The following is a 17,830-nucleotide window of genomic DNA, read 5'->3' as shown; positions in this document are numbered from 1 at the left end:
GGCGGGCTTAGCGCCCACCGCCGAGGTCGATGAAACTGCCGGTGGAATAGGACGCCCTGTCCGATAGCAGCCAGAGAATCGCCTCGGCGACTTCCTCGGGGTACCCCCCGCGCCCCATGGGCAGGCCCGGTTCGAGCTTGCTCACCCGCCCCGGGTCGCCGGACAGGGCATGGAAACCGGTGTGGATGTAGCCGGGCCGCACACCGTTGACGCGCACGCCCTCGCCCGCCACCTCTTTGGCCAGGCCGAGGGTGAAGGTATCGAGCGCCCCTTTGGATGCGGCATAGTCGACGTATTCGTTAGGAGAACCCAGGCGCGCCGCCACCGATGAGACATTGACGATGGCGCCGCCCTGACCGCCGTGGCGTCGGGACATACGCCGCAGCGCGTGCTTGGCGCATAGCATCGGCCCGACCACATTGGTTTTCATCACCTTGAGCAGGCGAAACTCCGACATGTCCTCGACCCGGCTTTGCTGGGCGATGGTGCCGGCATTGTTGACCAGCGCGGTGACCGGACCGAGATCGTGGTCGACCCGCTGGAACAACTGGATCACCTCATCCTCGACGCTGGCATCGGCACGCACGGCAATGGCGTCGGCGCCCAACGCCCGGACCTGGGCCAGAACGCTCTCGGCGGCCTGATCATCGGCGTGGTAATTGATACAGATACGGTAACCCTGCTTTGCCGCCAACAATGCCGTTGCGGCGCCGATGCCACGGCTGGCACCGGTGATGACGATAACGTTGTCCATGTCACTGCCAATCGCTTGGTTGGGAGTCACCGACAATAGGGGAAAAGCCTGCGCATGGGAATGCCTTGGGCACCGGCGCTTTTTCAGTAATCGAAGCGATCGACCGCACGCCGCCGTTCGTTGTCATCCCGCCGATCATAGCTGGCAGTGGTCTGGATGTTGGCATGGTGCGCAAGCTTCTGGGCAATCGACAGGTCGTGCTCTTCGATCACCCGGGTGATGAACGCACGGCGAAAATCATGGGGCATGATCTTGACCCCCACCTGGGCACCGCGTTGGCGAGCGATGTAGTAGATCGCATGCTTGGTGATGCGCGCGCGGGTGATGTGGTTGCCACGGCGGATACGGTTGAACAGGAACGGGTCGTCCGCAGCCCCCTCGGGCAACGCCTGGCGACGAAGGTCGAGCCAGGCCTGAAGCTTTTCGAAGGCCCAGGCTGGCGCGTACTTGACCAACTGCCGATTACCCTTGCCCACCACCTGCAAGCTGCGTTCGATGAAATCGACCTGTGTCAGGTCGATGTCCACCGACTCGGACTTGCGCATGCCGGTGCCATACAACAGCGCAATGATCGCCGCGTCACGCACGCCTTGTGGGCGTGGGTCGGCTGCACAGACGTCCATCAGTTCGCGAATCAGACTGCGTCGCAGGTTGCGCCCCGGTGGCAGACGGCTGCCGGTGTCTGGCTTGACTTCGCGGATTCGAAGCAGCCGCTCATGCTCGATCAGCCCCTGGCGCCAGGCTTCGTTCATCACCCCGCGCACCGCATTGACGTACAACGACGAACTGTTCGGCGCGTAACCGTCCGACCGCAACGCGGCCACCAGACCGATGACATGCCCAGGCTCGAGCTGGTGCCAGGGTACATCGACGATATCGTAATCGACGAAACCAAGCCGGTCGGCGGCATCCTGGAGAATGTAGCGCATCGTCTGTTGGCTGGAGGGCGCCAGCCGGGCCAGGTACTGCAGCAGCGGGTTTTGCGTGAGGTCGGACAAAACGTGATCCTGTAGCGAAGCCCAGGGCGGCGTGAAGCCACGCCAGGCGTGAAGCGAATCAATGCCATCACCTTGATATTCAAGGGGTTTGACGGTGGCACGGCCCATGATGGTACCCCATAGGCTATCGTGGTAGCCATGACTCCCCATCGCCGAGGCCGCATGGCGTTCCATCGACTGACCCGCACCCATCCCCGCCTGAGCATCGCCACCCTGGCAGGCGTTGTCGGCGCCTGGCTGGTTCCCGCCGACGATACCGTCCAGCAGGTGCTGATCGGCTGGAACATCGGCGTCTGGCTTTACCTGTTGCTGGTATTGTGGCTGACCTGGCGGGCCAGTCCCGATACCGTGCGCCGGGTCGCCCGCATCGAAGACGAGAACGCAGGCCTGGTGCTGTTCACCGTCTGCATCGCAGCCATCGCCAGCCTGGCGGCGGTCACCCTGCAGTTGGTATCCAGCCGCGGGCTGCACGGCAGCGACCTTGTCCTGCACTACCTCTATACTGGGCTGACCGTTGCTGGCTCCTGGTTGATGATTGGCTGCATCTTCAGCCTGCACTACGCCCGCCTGTTCTACACCGACGATGGCAAGGCACCGCCCCTGCGCTTCGCGGACAATGAATGCAACCCGGATTACTGGGACTTCCACTATTTCTCGTTCACCCTCAACGTGGCGGTGCAAACGTCGGATGTCGGCGTCGCAGGGCGGGCTTTGCGACGGGTAGTGCTGGCGCACTCATTGGTAGGTTTCGTGTTCAATACGGCCATCCTGGGGTTCACGATCAACATCGCCGCCGGGTTGCTGGGCTAGCGCACGCCAGGCACAAGCAGCGACACGGCGACAAACGTCCTCCAACTGACCAGTCTCCAGCACCAGCCCCATGCGTACATGCCCTGCCGCGCTGGGGCCAAAGGCATCGCCCGGTAGCAGCGCTACGCCCTCCTCCATTAGCAGACGCTGGGCGAACGCCTGGGCACTAAGCCCGGTCGCGCTGATGTCGAGCATGACGAACATGCCGCCTGCGGGCTTGTGAGCCCTGACCCCCGGGCAATCGGCCAGGACCGAGCACACCCGGTCACGACGCTGTCGATACGCTTCGCGCATCTCCCGCACCGCCGGCAGGTCTCCTTCCAACGCAACACAGGCTGCCTGCATCACAAACTCCGGCAAGCCGAACAGCATGGCCATGGCCAGGTTGGCCAAGTGCGCGGCGAGCGGGAGCGGTCCGACCACCCAACCGATTCGCCAGCCGCTCATGGCATGGGACTTGGACAGGCTGTCGATGATCACGCAGCGCTCGGCCATGCCCGGCAGGCTGGTCGGGTCGATCACCTCGCCCTCGAACAACAACCCGCTGTAGACCTGGTCGCACACTAGCCACAGGTCGTGCTCGCGGCATAGCTGCGCGAGTTGCGCCATGTCCTGGGCTGGGATGGCGACGCCGGTGGGATTGTGCGGGGTATTGAGCCACAAGCCCCGGGTACGGGGGGTGACGGCCCGGGCCACGGCCAGCGGATCGAGCCGGAACCCCTGCTCGGGGCTGACCGACACCACGACCGGTAGCGCCCCACAGGCGGCGAGTACCGCAGGGTAGGTAACGTACATGGGTTCGGCGACGATCACCTCGTCTCCCGCCTCGAACAGGCATTGGGCGACGGCGTACAAGGCACACTGCGCGCCCGCCAGCACCACCACTTGGTCCGCCGTGACTTGCGGGCCGCTACGCCGGGCAATGGCCTGACGCAAGGCCAGGCTGCCGCGCACATCGCTGTAATGGGTATCGCCGCGGCGCAGGCTGCTGACCGCCGCCTCGACGATGGGTCTGGGCGTGTCGAAATCGGGGTCGCCCACCGACAGCAGGAAGATCTCTCGCCCTTCGCGTCGCAGGGCCTGAGCCTGATAATGGATGTCCCAGGCAGAGCTGGCGTCCCCGGCGATGCATTGCGTGAGCGTGGAATAGCGCATGACTGTCTCCCTGTCTGCCCAGCCCGCACCGCTCGTCCGAAAACGCTGTGCGCCAACTGGGGTTAAACATAGCAGAGGCCACGGCTCAGCTAGCGGCAGGCCGCGAAGGAAAACGTTTGCCTGGACGTTAATAGCCCAATGGTAGGCATGACGGATCTGTGACCGCCTTCAAGCCTTCATGCAATTGTCTTGAGCGGCGCGGGACAATGGCGATCCAAGTGCTATGGTTAAGTTCCCGGCAACCGCGCATGCGGCCATCCAAACGAGGCGTCCAGGACTGGACAAGGAGGCTGGCTTGAACAAAATGACGTTCCCCAACGCCTGCCAGGTGATGCGTTGGCATTTCCATCCGCTGGGCTTCGAGGCCAGCATGGATGCACCGCGCAGCATGGTCGCCCGCCTGTTCGACCGCGCCACGGGGCAAACCCTGCTCGCCATTGCCGGTATCCCCTGCGCAGCCATCATGGCGGCCTCCGACGTGGAACGGATCATCGAAGCCGTCGAGGCCGAGATGGAGGCGTTCGTGCCTGCCATGGCACTGCGCGACGCAGGTTAAGCCACTGCGTCGCTCGCCTGACGCAACGCCTGCAGCTTGTCCATGAACTGCTCGGCCGGCACCGGCTGCCCGAGCAGATAACCCTGTAACGAATCGCACCCCAGACGGGTCAGAAAAGCCTGCTGGCGGTCGGTTTCCACTCCCTCGGCGACGATCCGCAGGCCCAACGCCTGACCCAATGCGACAATCGCCGAAACGATGGCCGCATCGTCGCTGTCTTGCTCCAGGTCGCGCACAAAACCTCGGTCGATCTTCAGCTCGCTGGCTGGTAGGCGCTTGAGGTACATCAGGCTGGAATAGCCAGTACCGAAATCGTCGATGGACAGGTCGACCCCCATGTCGGCCAGGCGCTGCAGTACCGTGAGGCTGGCATCGGCATCGTGCATCGCTGTGGTTTCGGTGATTTCCAGGGTCAGCCGGTTGGCCGGCAGGTTGTTTGCGCGCAACGCTCGGGCAACGCTGTCGACCAGCCCGGCATGGCAGAATTGAATCGCCGAGAGGTTGACCGCAATGCGCCAGTCCTCGTGCCCCTGCTCCATCCAGGCGCGCATCTGTCGGCAGGCTTCCTGCATCACCCATTCGCCGATGGGAATGATCAGACCGGTCTTCTCCGCCAGGCCAATGAAGCGGTCTGGCAACAGCAGCCCGTGCTGGGGGTGCTCCCAGCGCAACAGGGCCTCGGCACCGATGGGGCGGCAGGCCTGGGCATCGAACTTGGGCTGGTAATGCAGACGGAACTGGCCCAGCTCAAGGGCCACGCGCAGGTCCTGGAGCAGTTGCAGCTGCTGACGGGCATTGCTGTTCATCGACACGTCGAAGAAGCTGTAGCCATTCTTGCCGGCGCTCTTGGCGTGATACATCGCGGCGTCGGCATTACGCAGCAGTTCGTGCTGGTCCTGGCCATTGCCGGGATAAAGCACGATGCCCAGGCTTGCCGACAATTGCAGGTCATGTTCGGCAACGCGGAAGGGACGCGATACCAGGTTGACCTGCTTGACCGCCACGCCCATGGCATCGTCCGGTTCCTGAAGCTCCACCAACAGCACGAATTCATCGCCGCCAATCCGTGCCAGGGTGTCCTGGCTGTGCAGATGGCCTCGCAGGCGCGCCGCCACCTCCTTGAGCAGCTGATCGCCCACATGATGACCAAAGGCGTCATTTACCGGCTTGAAGCCGTCCAGATCGATGAACATCAGCGCAAAACAACCGCCCTGCTCCGCCACCTTGCGGATGGCTTGCTCGATGCGGTCGGCCAGCAGTGTACGGTTGGGCAAGCCGGTCAGGGTATCGTGCAGGGCCAGTTGGATCAGCTCCTGGTTGGCCCGTGTCAGCGAGCGGGCAAGCTCGGCCGTGCGCGCTTCCAGACGGGCGTCGAGCACCGAGGTGAGCAACGCTACCGACAGTACCGCCAGCGTGGTGATCAGCACCAGGTAGACCAGCCCGTCACCCTTGAGCCCCTCTGCCAACGCACCGCAGTAACTGCCTTCGGGAAAATTCGCCGCGGCCATGCCGGTGAAGTGCATGCCGACGATGGCGAAGCCCATGATGATCGCCGCCAGACCGCGAACATGCCGGACATAGGGGGTATGCTGGCGTAGCCGGAAAGCGATCCACAAGGCTGCCGCCGAGGCACTCGCGGCAATGGCTAGGGATGCGCTGAACAATACCGGGTCGTAGTCGATCCCTGGCAGCATGCGCAACGCGGCCATGCCGGTGTAGTGCATGAAGCTGATGCCGGCTCCCATGATCAGTGCACCGAACCCCAACTGCGTCCAGGGCAGGCTCGGCTGGCTGACCAGCCACAAAGCGAAAGCCGAGGACAACACGGCGATCAACAGCGAGAACGCGGTGAGGCCGAAGTCGTAGCCCAGCTGGATAGGTAGGCTGAAGGCAAGCATGCCAATGAAGTGCATCGACCAGATGCCAATACCCATGGCCAGCGCTCCGCCCACCATCCACAGATGAACAGCCCGGCCTTTGGCCGTGGCGATGCGCCCCGTCAGGTCGAGGGCGGTGTAGGACGCTAGAATCGCCACGCACAGCGAAATCAGCACCAGCGAGGAAGAGTAGCTACCGGTCAGCATCAGGAGTTCCAGCGTCGGGACGAAGGGCCCGGAAAAAGCTGACGATTGTACTCAAGCGTTAGCGAAACGCACGGGGTTTTTGCGAATGGGAACGGATCCAGGCTGCTGTCAAGGTCGACCGCCAGCCAGCCCGCTCCGGGAGAGAGAAGCTGGCTGGCGACGGTACCTGTCACTCCTGCCGGGCGAACGCCTCGTCGGACTGCCAGCCACCGCCAAGCGCGGCAATCAGCTGGACGCTCGCGACCAACCGCCCCTGCAGCACGTTGAGCACGTTGCGCTCGTTGCTCAATGCCGTGGTCTGCACGTTCACCACATCCAAATAGCCAATCAAGCCTGCACGATACTGGTTCTCGGTCAGTCGCAACGACTCACGCGCGGCATCCAGCGCCTCTTGACGCACCACCGCTTCGTCGGCGTAGACCTTGAGCTGCACCAGGTAGTTCTCGACTTCCTTGAAGCTGTCGAGCACCGTCTGCCGATACTGCGCCACCGTCTGGTCATACACCGCCACGGTGCGATCCACCTCGGCGCTACGTTTGCCAGCATCGAACAGGGTCATGGCCAGCGATGGCCCCACCGACCAGTAACGGTTGGGCAGCTCGATCCAGTTGCTGAAACTGCTGCTGGAATAACCGCCGCTCATGCTCAGGGACAAGTCGGGGAAGTATGCCGCGCGAGACACGCCGATGTTGGCGTTGGCAGCCATTACATTGCGCTCGGCCGACGCGATGTCGGGACGACGTTCGAGCAATTGCGACGGCAATGTTACCGGAATGTCCGGCAACGCCGGTATCGACTGGTTATCAGCCAGGCTGAATTCGGCCGGGGCCTTGCCCATCAGCACCGCAATGGCGTTCTCGAACTGGGCGCGCTGCCACACCAGGTCGATCAGGTCGGCCTGGGTGCTCTTGAGCTGGGTCCGGGCCTGGGCCACCGCATCGGGCCCGGCGACGCCCGCTCGGTACTGGTTTTCGGTCATCCGCAGCGACCGCTGGTAGGCGGCCACCGTGGCCTCCAGCAAGCGCTTCTGCTCGTCGATGACCCGCAGTTGCAGGTAGTTCTGCACCAGCTCCGACTGCTGGCTCAGGCGAATGGCCGCCAGATCGGCAAGACTGGCTTCAGCGCTCGCCTCATTGGCATTGAGCGTTTCACGCAACTTGCCCCACAGGTCGATCTCCCAGCTCACCCCCAGCTGCGCGTTGTAGGTGTTGCGGATGCCGCTGCTGTTGTTGGACAAGCTCGAACTGCTGCTACCGGTGCCCTGGGCCGAGCGGTTCTTGCTGGTGGTCAGGTCCAGGCTGGGGAACAGCGAGGCACGGCTGCTGCGCACCAGCGCCTGGGCCTGACGATACTGGGCTTCGGACTGGGCGACGGTCTGATTGCTGCGATTGAGCTCCTCGACCAGCGCGTTGAGCCCGGCATCGCCGTAGATCTCCCACCACGCCCCACGGTCAATGGCATCGGACGGCTTGGCCTGGGTCCAACCTTCGGCCTGCTTGAACTGGACCGGGGTGCTCATCTGGGGACGATGGTAGTCGGGGCTCAGGGTACAGGCACTCAGCAGCGCCACGCACAGCCCCGCGCCGACCAGGCGCGAGCCACGCCCACGTGTCAGTAACTGCAGGGCACGGTGAAGAGGTGTCTGGGCAAAGTTCATAGCGGGGTTTCCAGGGCGGCGTCGGTGCGCACGCCACGCCAACGGTTGAATCGGTGACGCAAACGGTCGAGGTACAGGTATACCACCGGCGTCGTGTAGAGGGTCAGGACCTGGCTGACCACCAGGCCGCCAATGATGGTCAGGCCCAGGGGCTGGCGCATTTCAGCGCCTTCGGCGCGGCTGAGCAGCAATGGCAAGGCCCCCAGAATAGCCGCCAGAGTGGTCATCAGGATCGGTCGCAAGCGCAACAGGCAGGCCTGTCGAATCGACTCCTCCGGCGTGAAGCCCTGGTGACGCTCAAGCTGCAAGGCCAGGTCGATCATGAGGATGGCGTTCTTCTTTACCACCCCAATCAGCAGGAACAGCCCCAGCAGCGAAATCAGACTGAACTCGCCACCGGTGGCGTAAAGCGCGAGCAAGGCTCCAACCCCAGCCGAAGGCAGGGTCGAAAGGATGGTCAACGGGTGAATGTAGCTTTCATACAGAATGCCCAGCACCAGGTACACCAGCACCAGGGCGCCGAGGATCATCAGTGGCTGGCCTTCCTGAGTTTTGGCAAAAGCATCGGCAGTACCGCCGAGCTTGGCGATCACCTCTTCAGGCAGGCCAACCTTGGCCACCGCCCGCTCCACCGCGCTCATGGCCTGGTCGGGGCTGTAGCCTTCGGCGACGTCGAACGCGATGTCTTCGGAGGCGAACTGCCCCTCGTGGCTGACCCGGTCGTTGGCCAGGCTGTTCTCGTAACGGGCGATGGTTGACAGTGGTACCCGGGCACCGTCGGCGGTGATGACCTGGACCTGCTCGAGCGTGGTCGGGTCCCAGGCGTATTTCGGGTTGATCTCCAACACCACCTGGTACTGGTTGAGGCTGTCGTAGATGGTGGAGATCTGCCGCTGGCTGTAGGCGTTGTTGAGCACGGTGGTAACCATGTCCATGTCGATGCCCAGGCGCTTGGCCTGGTCACGATCGACCACCAGGGTCACTTGCTGGGTACCCGAGCCGTCACGGGCGTCGATGGCGGTCAGCTCCGGCAGCGCACGCAAGGCGGCGACCACTTTCGGGAACCATTCGCGCAGCGCCGCCAGGTCGCCGCTCTGCAAGGTGTAGAGGTACTGCGACGAAGTCTGGTCGCGACCACCGCCGCCCAACTGCAGGTCCTGGTCGGCCATCAGGAACAGTCGCCCACCCGGCACCTTGGGCATTTCCTTGCGCAAGCGTTCGATGACACGCTGAGCGTTGATCTTTCGTTCGCCGATCGGTTTCAGACGCACCAGCACCATGGCATTGTTGGTACCGCTGTTGCCGCCGATGAAGCCGGCGACACTCTGTACCGCCGGATCGGCCAGCAAGGCGCGTCGGTAGATTTCCATCTTCGGCTGCATCACGCTGAACGACAGGCCGTCGTCACCGCGAATGAAGCCGATCAGCTGGCCGGTATCCTGCTGCGGCATCAGGGTCTTGGGCACCACCACGTACAAGGCGATGTTGACCCCGATGGTCAGCAACAGGCTGATCAGGGTCAGTCGCTTGTGGCGCAGGGCCCAGCCCAGGCTGCGATCGTAGGCATCGACCATACCCTGGTGGAGCTGGTCGCTCCAGCGTTGCAGGCGAGTCTGCTCGCGGTGCTGCGCCTTGAGCCAGCGGGCGCAGAGCATTGGCGTCAGGGTCAGGGAAACCACCAGCGAGACGATGATTGCCGCCGCGAGCGTGACCGAGAACTCCAGGAACAGGCTGCGCACGATACCGCCCATGAACAGGATCGAGACGAACACCGCCACCAGCGAGACGTTCATCGACAGCAAGGTGAACCCCACCTCCTTGGCGCCGAGGAACGCAGCGCGCATCGGAGGTTCGCCGCCCTCGATATGCCGGGAGATGTTCTCCAGCACCACGATCGCGTCATCCACCACCAGACCGGTGGCCAGGATCAGCGCCATCAGCGACAGGTTGTTGAGCGAGAAGCCGCAGAGGTACATGACCGCGAAGGTGCCCACCAGCGACACCGGCACCGCCAGGCTAGGAATCAGCGAAGCACGCAGGTTGCCGAGGAACAGGTAGACCACCAGGATCACCAGCACCACGGCGATCAGCAGGGTATGTTCGGCCTCCTTCAAGGTGGCCTTGATCACCGGCGAGCGGTCCATGGCCACGTTCAGCTTGACGCTGGCCGGCAACAGCGACTCCAACGCCGGGAGCTGTGCCTTGATCTGGTCGACGGTTTCGATAATGTTGGCACCGCTCTGGCGATTGACCACCAGCAACACCGCGCTCTGGTCGTTGAAGAAACCGCTGTTGTAGCGGTTCTCCACCCCGTCGGTGATGGTAGCCACGTCGGACAGGCGCAGGATCGTGCCATTTTCCTGCCGGATCACGATCGGCGCGTAGTCCTCGGCTTTTTCCAGCTGGTCGTTGGCACGCACCTGCCAGTTGCGATCGGCATCCTCGACAAAACCCATGGGCCGCCGCTGGTTGGCATTGGCCACCGCTGTGCGCACTTCGTCCAGCGACAGGCTGTACTGGTTGAGCAGTTGCGGCTCCACCGCGATACGCACTGCCGGCAACGAGCTACCGCCGATCTGCACCTCGCCTACCCCACTCACCTGGGCCAGGCTCTGGGACAGGATGGTGTCGGCAAGATCGTACAGCTGGCCTTTCTGCAGCACATCCGACGTCAACGACAGCACCATGATCGGCGCCTGGGACGGGTTGATCTTCTTGTAGGTGGGCATGCTGCGCATGCCACTGGGCAGCAGGTTGCGAGTGGCATTGATCGCCGCCTGCACCTCGCGCGCCGCGCCATCGATGTCACGGCCCTGTTCGAAACCGATGATCACCCGGGTCGAGCCCTGGTTCGAACTACTGGTCAGGGTGGTGACGCCGGCGATGGTGCCCAGCTTGCGCTCCAGCGGCGTGGCGACCGTGGCCGCCATGACTTCGGGGCTGGCACCGGCCAGGTTGGCCTGTACCACGATCACCGGGAAGTCGATCTGCGGCAACGGTGCCACAGGCAACAGGCCGAAACTGACGCCACCGAGCAACATGATCGCCAGGCTCAGCAGCATGGTCGCCACGGGGCGACGGATGAAAGGTCCGGACAGGTTCATGCCTCGGCCTGCTTCACGTCAGCGACCGGACGCCAGCGGCGCGCCAGGCGGTCGAAGTACAGGTAGATGACCGGCGTGGTGAACAGCGTCAGCACCTGGCTGACCAGCAGCCCGCCGACCATCACCATGCCCAGGGGTTGTCGCAGCTCGGCACCGGAGCCGGTCGCCAGCATCAACGGCACGGCGCCGAACAGCGCCGCCAGGGTGGTCATCAGGATTGGCCGGAAGCGCAGCAGCGCAGCCTGGTAGATCGCGTCACGCGGTGCCATGCCCTGGTTGCGCTCGGCTTCGAGGGCGAAGTCGATCATCATGATCGCGTTCTTCTTGACGATGCCGATGAGCAAGATGATGCCGATGATGGCGATCATACCCAGGTCGTTGCCGCTCAGGATCAGCGCCAGCAAGGCACCGACGGCTGCCGATGGCAGGGTCGAGAGGATGGTTATCGGGTGGATGTAACTCTCGTAGAGCACGCCCAGCACGATGTACATGGTCACCACGGCGGCCAGGATCAGCAGCAAGGTGCTCGACAGCGAGGCCTGGAAAGCTTCGGCGGCGCCCTGGAAGCGGGTCTGCACGCCAATCGGCATGCCGATCTCCTGCTGCACCTGCTCGATCACCTTCACTGCCTCGCCCAGGGACGCGCCATGGGCCAGGTTGAACGACATCATCACCGCCGGGAACTGGCCAATGTGCGAAATGGCCAGCTGGGCCTGGCGCTGCTCGATGCGCGCCAGTGCCGACAGCCGCACCTGGCCACCGTCTGAAGCCTTGACGTGGATCGACTCCAGGGCCTGTGGGCCAATGCTCGCCGCGGTCTGGGACTGCAGCACCACACGGTACTGGCTGGCCTGAGTATAGATGGTCGAGATCTGCCGCTGACCGAAGGCGTCATACAGGGCATTGGTGATTTGCGACACGTTGATGCCAAGGCGGCTGGCCATGTCGCGGTCGATCACCAGGTACACCTGCAGGCCTTTGTCCTGCAGGTCGCTGGCCACGTCCTGAAGTTCGGGACGCTGCTGCAGAGCCTGGACCAGCTTGCCGCTCCATTGCGCCAGCAACTCGGCGTCGGGCGACGACAAGCTGAACTGGTACTGGGTGCGGCTGACCCTGTCTTCGATGCTCAGGTCTTGCACCGGCTGCATGAACAGGCGAATGCCCACCAGTTTGTCGAGCTGCGGTTGCAGGCGCTCGATGACTTGCGCAGCAGTCACATCGCGATCGCCGTGGGGCTTGAGGTTGATCAGCAGACGGCCGCTATTGAGCGTGGCATTGTCGCCGTCCACGCCTATGTAGGATGACAGGCTTTGCACCGCAGGGTCTTGCAGGATCACTTTGCTCAAGGCCTGCTGGCGTTCGCTCATGGCGGCGAACGAAGTCGATTGCGGAGCTTCGGAAATACCCTGGATCACGCCGGTGTCCTGGGCCGGAAAGAAGCCCTTGGGCACTGCCAGGTACAACACCACCGTCAGTGCCAGGCTCGCCACCGCCACCAGCAGGGTCAGCGGCTGGTGCCGGAGCACCCATTGCAGGCCACGACCATAGTGCGCGATCAGCCAGTCGATCCAGGCGCCGCTGGCGCGATAGAAGCGGCCCTGCGCTTCAGGCTTGGGCTCACGCTTGAGCAAGCGCGCGCACATCATTGGGGTCAGGGTCAGCGACACCACCAGCGAGATCAGGATCGCCACCGCGAGGGTAATGGCGAATTCACGGAACAGCCGGCCGACCACATCGGCCATGAACAACAGCGGGATCAGCACCGCGATCAGCGAGAAGGTCAGGGAAACCAGGGTGAAGCCGATCTGCCGGGCGCCCTTGAGCGCCGCCTGCATGGGGGGTTCGCCTTCCTCGATATGACGGGAGATGTTCTCCAGCATGACGATGGCGTCGTCCACCACGAAGCCAGTGGCGATGGTCAGGGCCATCAGTGTCAGGTTGTTGATCGAAAAACCGGCCAGGTACATCACGCCGAAGGTACCGATCAGCGACAGCGGCACGGCGATCGAAGGAATGAGGGTTGCGCTGACGCGACGCAGGAACACGAACGTGACCATGACCACCAGGACAATGGCGATCAGCAGCTCGTGCTGCACGTCCTTGACCGCTGCGCGGATGGTCTGGGTGCGGTCGGTCAGCACTGAAACGTCCAGGCCGGCAGGCAGGTTGTCGGTGATCGTTGGCAGCATCTGCTTGATCCGGTCGACCACTTCGATGACGTTGGCGCCCGGCTGGCGCTGGATGTTCAGCAGCACGGCCTGGTTCTCGTTGGCCCAGGCGGCCAGGCGCTCGTTCTCGGCGCCGTCGACGATCTCGGCGACATCCTTGAGGCGCAGTGGCGCACCGTTGTTGTACGCCAGGATCAGGTTGGCGTACTCCTCGGGCGAGCGCAGTTGGTCGTTGGCATCGAGCATCGACACCCGGGTCGGGCCATCGAAGTTGCCCTTGGGTTGGTTGACGTTGGACGCGCCGATCAAGGTGCGCACGTCTTCGAGATTAAGGCCGTTGGCAGCCAGGGCGTCGACGTTGACCTTGATACGTACCGCCTGGCGCTGGCCGCCGGCGATGCTGACCATGCCCACGCCGCTGATCTGGGCGATTTTCTGCGCCACGCGGGTATCCACCAGGTCGTTGAGCTTGGGCAACGGCATGGTCTTGGAGGCAATGGCCAGGGTCAGCACCGGGGTGTCCGCGGGGTTGACCTTGTTGTACACCGGCGGTGCAGGCAGGTCGCTGGGCAGCAGGTTGTTGGCGGCGTTGATCGCGGCCTGCACCTGTTGCTCGGCAACGTCCATGTTCATGTCCAGGCTGAAGCGCAGGGTCAGCACCGAAGCCCCACCCGAGCTGGTCGAGGCCATCTGGGTAAGGCCTGGCATCTGGCCGAACTGGCGCTCCAGCGGTGCGGTGACCGCGCTGGTCATGACCTGAGGGCTGGCACCGGGATACAGGGTCATGACCCGGATGGTCGGGTAATCGACCTGGGGCAAGGCCGAGACCGGCAGCAGTTTGTAGGCAATCAGGCCGGCCAGGACGATGGCCAGCATGCTCAGCGTGGTTGCGACCGGGCGCAGGATGAACAGGCGCGAGAGGTTCATGCGCCCGCCTTGCCTGCTTCACCCGCCTGGGCCGAACCTTTGGCATCCTGGCCCTGCAGGTGCTGACCGGGCGTGGTGGGGACCTGCGAGCTGTCTTCCACCACCTCCACCTGGGTGCCTTCTCGCAGGCGGTCGGTACCTTCGAGCACCAGTCGGTCGCCTGCGGCCAGGCCTTCGAGGATCACGCTGTGCTCGCCGTCGCTGGCGCCGACCTTCAGCTTGCGGATGTTGACTTTGTTATCGGCATTGACGACGTAGGCGAAGGTGCCATCGTTTCCGAACTGGATGGCCGCTGCAGGGGCAAGCACCACCTGTTTGAGGGTGTCGGCCAGCAGGCGCACGTTGACGAACTGGTTGGGGAACAAGGCTTGGTCCTTGTTCTCGAAACGGCCTTTGAACTTGAGGGTTCCAGTGGTGGTATCAATCTGGTTGTCCAGGCTGCCCAGCACGCCAGTCGATTGCAGCTTGCTGTCGCTGCGGTCCCAGGCCTCGACGGGCAGGCTGGCGCCACTGCGGTAGCGCTCGAGCACCCTGCTCAGTTCGGTTTCCGGCAAGGTGAACGTGACACTGATCGGTTCGGTCTGGGTGATGACCACCAGGGCCGTGGTGTCATTGGCGGCGACCAGGTTGCCCAGGTCGAGCTGGCGCAGGCCTACACGGCCGCTGATCGGCGCACGAATCTGGGTGAAATCGAGGTTCAAACGGGCATCGTTGACCTGCGCCTGGTTGGTCTTGACCAAGCCCTGGAACTGCGCGACCTGGGCTTCGGCGGTATCCAGGGTCTGCTTGGCGATGCTGTCTTCGGCGTACAAACCTTTGTAACGCGCCAGGTCGACCTGGGCGTTCTTCAGTTGCGCCTGGTTTTGCGCCAGGGTGCCTTCAGCCTGCTGCAAGGCGATGCGGTAGCTGCGCGGGTCGATTTCAGCGAGCAGGTCACCGGCCTTGACCTGCTGGCCTTCCTTGAAGTGGATCTTCACCAGTTCGCCTGCAACCCGGCTACGCACATTGACCGTGTTGGTCGCCGTTACCGTGCCGAGGGCTTTGTAGTAGAGCGGGAAGTCGCCAACCCGCACCGGTTCGACCCGCACCGGCACCGGGTCGGTGGATGCACCGAAGCCTGGGCGCCCCTTGCCCATTCCCATGCCCATGCGACCACCACCGGCCTCTTTATGTGCCGGCGTTGCAGGCCACAACCACCAGGCCAGCAGGGCCACCTGCAGCAGGATCAGCAGGCCAACGAGCCAGCGACGGGGGGAACGGGAGACAGAAGCTTGCATGGATTGAACGAACCTTGTTCAGAAAAGGACGGCTTGGAAAGTTTGAACGATAAGCACTGGCTTCGTTTTAGCAAAGGCCCTTTACCAGAGGTTTACCTTCGGCTGACGTTGCCAAGATGCTGAACTTTAAATGAAAACGGCCCGGAACGCGTTCCGGGCCGTTTACAGGGTATTGCTTGAAGCCCTAGTACCGGGCGCCTGCAAGCACTGCGATGTCAGGTGCCGGCGACAGGGCCGGAGCAGGCCACAACGGCCTGCCCCCACGCAGCGTTTACTTCAGAACCGCCAGCGCCGCCGCGTAGTTCGGCTCGTCAGCGATTTCGCCAACCAGCTCGCTGTGCAGCACGTTGTCATTTTCGTCCAGCACTACCACGGCGCGGGCGGCCAGGCCAGCCAGCGGGCCATCGGCGATGGCTACGCCATAGTTCTCCAGGAACTCGCGGCCGCGCAGGGTCGACAGGTTCTTCACGTTTTCCAGGCCTTCGGCACCACAGAAACGCGCCTGGGCGAATGGCAGGTCGGCGGAGATGCACAGCACCACGGTGTTGGCGACGTCGTTGGCCTGGGCGTTGAACTTACGCACGGAGGTGGCGCAGGTTGGCGTGTCGACGCTTGGGAAGATGTTCAGCACCTTACGCTTGCCGGCGAAGTCCTTCAGCGAGGTGTCGGCCAGATTGCCAGCGACCAGCGAGAAAGCGGGAGCCTGGGCACCGACTTTTGGCAGCTCGCCGTTCACCTGAACCGGGTTGCCTTTGAGAGTCACTTGAGCCATGGGCAGAAATCCTTATGCGGGGTTTGAAAAGGACACTGAGTTAAGCATGAAGGCAGCCGGGTGCCTATGGGTGGCGGAGAAATTGTTTTATTGCCGGACAATTCTTGTGGACAAAAAAATGTCCGGATGGCCACAGACCATCCGGACATTTTTAGTTTTGGCGGTGGATTAGCCCAGCAGGCCGTAGACCACCGAGGTCAGTGCGACCAGGCCGACCACAACGACGAAGACGTTGGACAGCGCCCCGCTGTACTTGCGCATCGACGGCACGCGACGGATGGCGTACATCGGCATCAGGAACAGCAGTACCGCGATGATCGGGCCGCCCAGCGACTCGATCATGCCGAGGATGCTCGGGTTGAGCGTGGCGACGATCCAGCACACCACCAGCATCAGCGCGGCGACCACGCGATCCAGGGTCTTGGCGCCGGGGCGCAGGCCAGCCTTGGCGATGATGCCCTTGAGGCCTTCGCTGGCACCGATGTAGTGCCCCAGGAACGACTTGGCGATGGCGATGAAGGCGATCAGCGGCGCGGCAAAGGCGATGGTCGGGTTGCTGAAGTGGTTGGCCAGGTACGAGAGGATCGACAAGTTCTGCGCCTTGGCTTCGGCCAGCTGGGCGCTGCTAAGGGTCAGCACGCAGCTGAAGACGAAGAACAGCACCATGGCCACCATCAGCAGGTGGGCACGGGCCAGGATCTGGCCGCTGCGCTCGTCGGCGTGCTCACCGTAGCGACGCTTCTGGTCCACCGCGAACGCGGAAATGATGGGCGAGTGGTTGAACGAGAACACCATCACCGGAATCGCCAGCCACACGGTGTGCAGGAAGGCCGAACCGGACGGCACCTGGTTGGCACTGTCCAGGATACCGCCGGTCCAGTGCGGCACCAGGTAAAGGCCCAGCAGCGCCAGGGCGACGATGAACGGATAGACCAGCAGGCTCATGACCTTGACCGTGGCCTGCTCACCGCAACGGACGATGGCCAGCAGGCCGAGGATCAGCACGAACGAGAGGATCGCGCGTGGCGGCGGGGTCATGTGCAACTGGTGCTCCATGAAGCTGCTCACCGTGTTGGTCAACGCCACGCTGTAGATAAGCAGGATCGGAAAGATGGCGAAGAAGTAAAGCACGGTGATCAGGGCACCGGCTTTGAGCCCGAAATGCTCTTCCACCACTTCGGTGATATCGCCACCGTTGCGCCCCGACAGCACGAAACGGGTCAGGCCACGGTGGGCGAAATACGTCATGGGGAACGCCAACGCGGCGAGGATCAGCAACGGCCAGAAACCGCCGAGGCCTGCGTTGATCGGCAGGAACAGGGTTCCAGCGCCGATGGCTGTGCCGAACAGGCCCAGCATCCAGGTGGTGTCGTGACGCGACCAGCTGCCGAGGGTGGCGGGGGTCGATTCTGCAAAGCGTTGTTCAACGCTTGGGGCCTGCTCATTCATTCCGGGTGAAGCTCCACTCGCAAGACTGCAACAGGCTGAGAATGGCGAAATAGACGTTTCGCCCAACTCAACCGGAAAAGAGGGGCGCGATTGTGCCTGCAAAGGTTGCACTTGGGGAA

12 protein-coding genes are annotated in these 17,830 nt (G+C 63.3%); 2 read left to right on the top strand and 10 right to left on the bottom strand.

Annotation, left to right across the window (positions count from 1 at the left end; all coding sequences use genetic code 11):
- Positions 1 to 7: 7 nt before the first annotated feature.
- Both IF103_RS10995 and IF103_RS10990 read right to left on the bottom strand, forming a co-directional pair.
- Complete coding sequence (locus tag IF103_RS10995; RefSeq protein ID WP_023380356.1) at positions 8 to 754, bottom strand: SDR family oxidoreductase; 747 nt, start codon at positions 752 to 754, stop codon at positions 8 to 10.
- 83 nt (positions 755 to 837) lie between these two features.
- Complete coding sequence (locus IF103_RS10990) at positions 838 to 1,752, bottom strand: site-specific integrase (RefSeq protein WP_023380355.1); 915 nt, start codon at positions 1,750 to 1,752, stop codon at positions 838 to 840.
- Positions 1,753 to 1,914: 162 nt separating this feature from the next.
- Here IF103_RS10990 and IF103_RS10985 point away from each other — a divergent pair, with 162 nt between their 5' ends.
- Positions 1,915 to 2,562: a DUF1345 domain-containing protein gene (locus IF103_RS10985; RefSeq protein ID WP_023380354.1), complete on the top strand. Its 648-nt coding sequence runs from the start codon at positions 1,915 to 1,917 to the stop codon at positions 2,560 to 2,562.
- Here the strand turns inward: IF103_RS10985 and IF103_RS10980 are convergent.
- A complete protein-coding gene (locus IF103_RS10980) occupies positions 2,488 to 3,717 on the bottom strand; it encodes a pyridoxal phosphate-dependent aminotransferase (RefSeq protein ID WP_023380353.1) in 1,230 nt (409 codons plus the stop codon). The two genes, IF103_RS10985 and IF103_RS10980, sit on opposite strands and share 75 nt — an antisense overlap.
- Positions 3,718 to 4,012: 295 nt before the next feature.
- On the opposite strand from IF103_RS10980, the gene IF103_RS10975 reads away from it, so the two are divergent.
- Positions 4,013 to 4,273, top strand: a complete 261-nt coding sequence (locus tag IF103_RS10975; protein WP_027907608.1) for a DUF1652 domain-containing protein — start codon at positions 4,013 to 4,015, stop codon at positions 4,271 to 4,273.
- Here the strand turns inward: IF103_RS10975 and IF103_RS10970 are convergent.
- The 7 genes from IF103_RS10970 to IF103_RS10940 all read right to left on the bottom strand — a co-directional run bounded on the left by IF103_RS10970 (position 4,270) and on the right by IF103_RS10940 (position 17,711).
- Positions 4,270 to 6,357: a putative bifunctional diguanylate cyclase/phosphodiesterase gene (locus IF103_RS10970; RefSeq protein WP_202676109.1), complete on the bottom strand. Its 2,088-nt coding sequence runs from the start codon at positions 6,355 to 6,357 to the stop codon at positions 4,270 to 4,272. The genes IF103_RS10975 and IF103_RS10970 overlap by 4 nt on opposite strands.
- A gap of 169 nt (positions 6,358 to 6,526) precedes the next feature.
- The gene (locus tag IF103_RS10965) at positions 6,527 to 8,014 is read right to left on the bottom strand and encodes an efflux transporter outer membrane subunit (protein WP_202676108.1); all 1,488 of its coding nucleotides are present in this window, start codon (positions 8,012 to 8,014) and stop codon (positions 6,527 to 6,529) included.
- Positions 8,011 to 11,118 (bottom strand): efflux RND transporter permease subunit, encoded by a 3,108-nt coding sequence (locus IF103_RS10960; RefSeq protein WP_027907607.1) that lies wholly within the window; start codon positions 11,116 to 11,118, stop codon positions 8,011 to 8,013. The genes IF103_RS10965 and IF103_RS10960 overlap by 4 nt, the downstream gene beginning before the upstream one ends.
- On the bottom strand, positions 11,115 to 14,213 hold the full coding sequence (locus IF103_RS10955; protein ID WP_202676107.1) for an MdtB/MuxB family multidrug efflux RND transporter permease subunit: 3,099 nt from the start codon (positions 14,211 to 14,213) through the stop codon (positions 11,115 to 11,117). The genes IF103_RS10960 and IF103_RS10955 overlap by 4 nt, the downstream gene beginning before the upstream one ends.
- A complete protein-coding gene (locus IF103_RS10950) occupies positions 14,210 to 15,490 on the bottom strand; it encodes an MdtA/MuxA family multidrug efflux RND transporter periplasmic adaptor subunit (RefSeq protein ID WP_202676106.1) in 1,281 nt (426 codons plus the stop codon). Before IF103_RS10950 ends, IF103_RS10955 begins: the two co-directional genes overlap by 4 nt.
- 271 nt (positions 15,491 to 15,761) lie before the next feature.
- Complete coding sequence (gene tpx, locus IF103_RS10945; RefSeq protein WP_023380346.1) at positions 15,762 to 16,262, bottom strand: thiol peroxidase; 501 nt, start codon at positions 16,260 to 16,262, stop codon at positions 15,762 to 15,764.
- A gap of 168 nt (positions 16,263 to 16,430) precedes the next feature.
- Positions 16,431 to 17,711: a serine/threonine transporter gene (locus IF103_RS10940; protein ID WP_023380345.1), complete on the bottom strand. Its 1,281-nt coding sequence runs from the start codon at positions 17,709 to 17,711 to the stop codon at positions 16,431 to 16,433.
- Positions 17,712 to 17,830 lie beyond the last annotated feature (119 nt).

The sequence above is a fragment of the Pseudomonas sp. SK2 genome (genome assembly GCF_016772395.1).
GTDB lineage: Bacteria > Pseudomonadota > Gammaproteobacteria > Pseudomonadales > Pseudomonadaceae > Aquipseudomonas > Aquipseudomonas taiwanensis.
This window is presented reverse-complemented; position numbering and strand designations above follow the sequence as displayed.

Coding starts and splice junctions, on each gene's coding strand:
- IF103_RS10995 (WP_023380356.1), bottom strand. CDS start 754: ATGGACAACGTTATCGTCATCACCGGTGCCAGCCGTGGCATCGGCGCC.
- IF103_RS10985 (WP_023380354.1), top strand. CDS start 1,915: ATGGCGTTCCATCGACTGACCCGCACCCATCCCCGCCTGAGCATCGCC.
- IF103_RS10980 (WP_023380353.1), bottom strand. CDS start 3,717: ATGCGCTATTCCACGCTCACGCAATGCATCGCCGGGGACGCCAGCTCT.
- IF103_RS10970 (WP_202676109.1), bottom strand. CDS start 6,357: ATGCTGACCGGTAGCTACTCTTCCTCGCTGGTGCTGATTTCGCTGTGC.
- IF103_RS10965 (WP_202676108.1), bottom strand. CDS start 8,014: ATGAACTTTGCCCAGACACCTCTTCACCGTGCCCTGCAGTTACTGACA.
- IF103_RS10960 (WP_027907607.1), bottom strand. CDS start 11,118: ATGAACCTGTCCGGACCTTTCATCCGTCGCCCCGTGGCGACCATGCTG.
- IF103_RS10955 (WP_202676107.1), bottom strand. CDS start 14,213: ATGAACCTCTCGCGCCTGTTCATCCTGCGCCCGGTCGCAACCACGCTG.
- IF103_RS10950 (WP_202676106.1), bottom strand. CDS start 15,490: ATGCAAGCTTCTGTCTCCCGTTCCCCCCGTCGCTGGCTCGTTGGCCTG.
- tpx (WP_023380346.1), bottom strand. CDS start 16,262: ATGGCTCAAGTGACTCTCAAAGGCAACCCGGTTCAGGTGAACGGCGAG.
- IF103_RS10940 (WP_023380345.1), bottom strand. CDS start 17,711: ATGAATGAGCAGGCCCCAAGCGTTGAACAACGCTTTGCAGAATCGACC.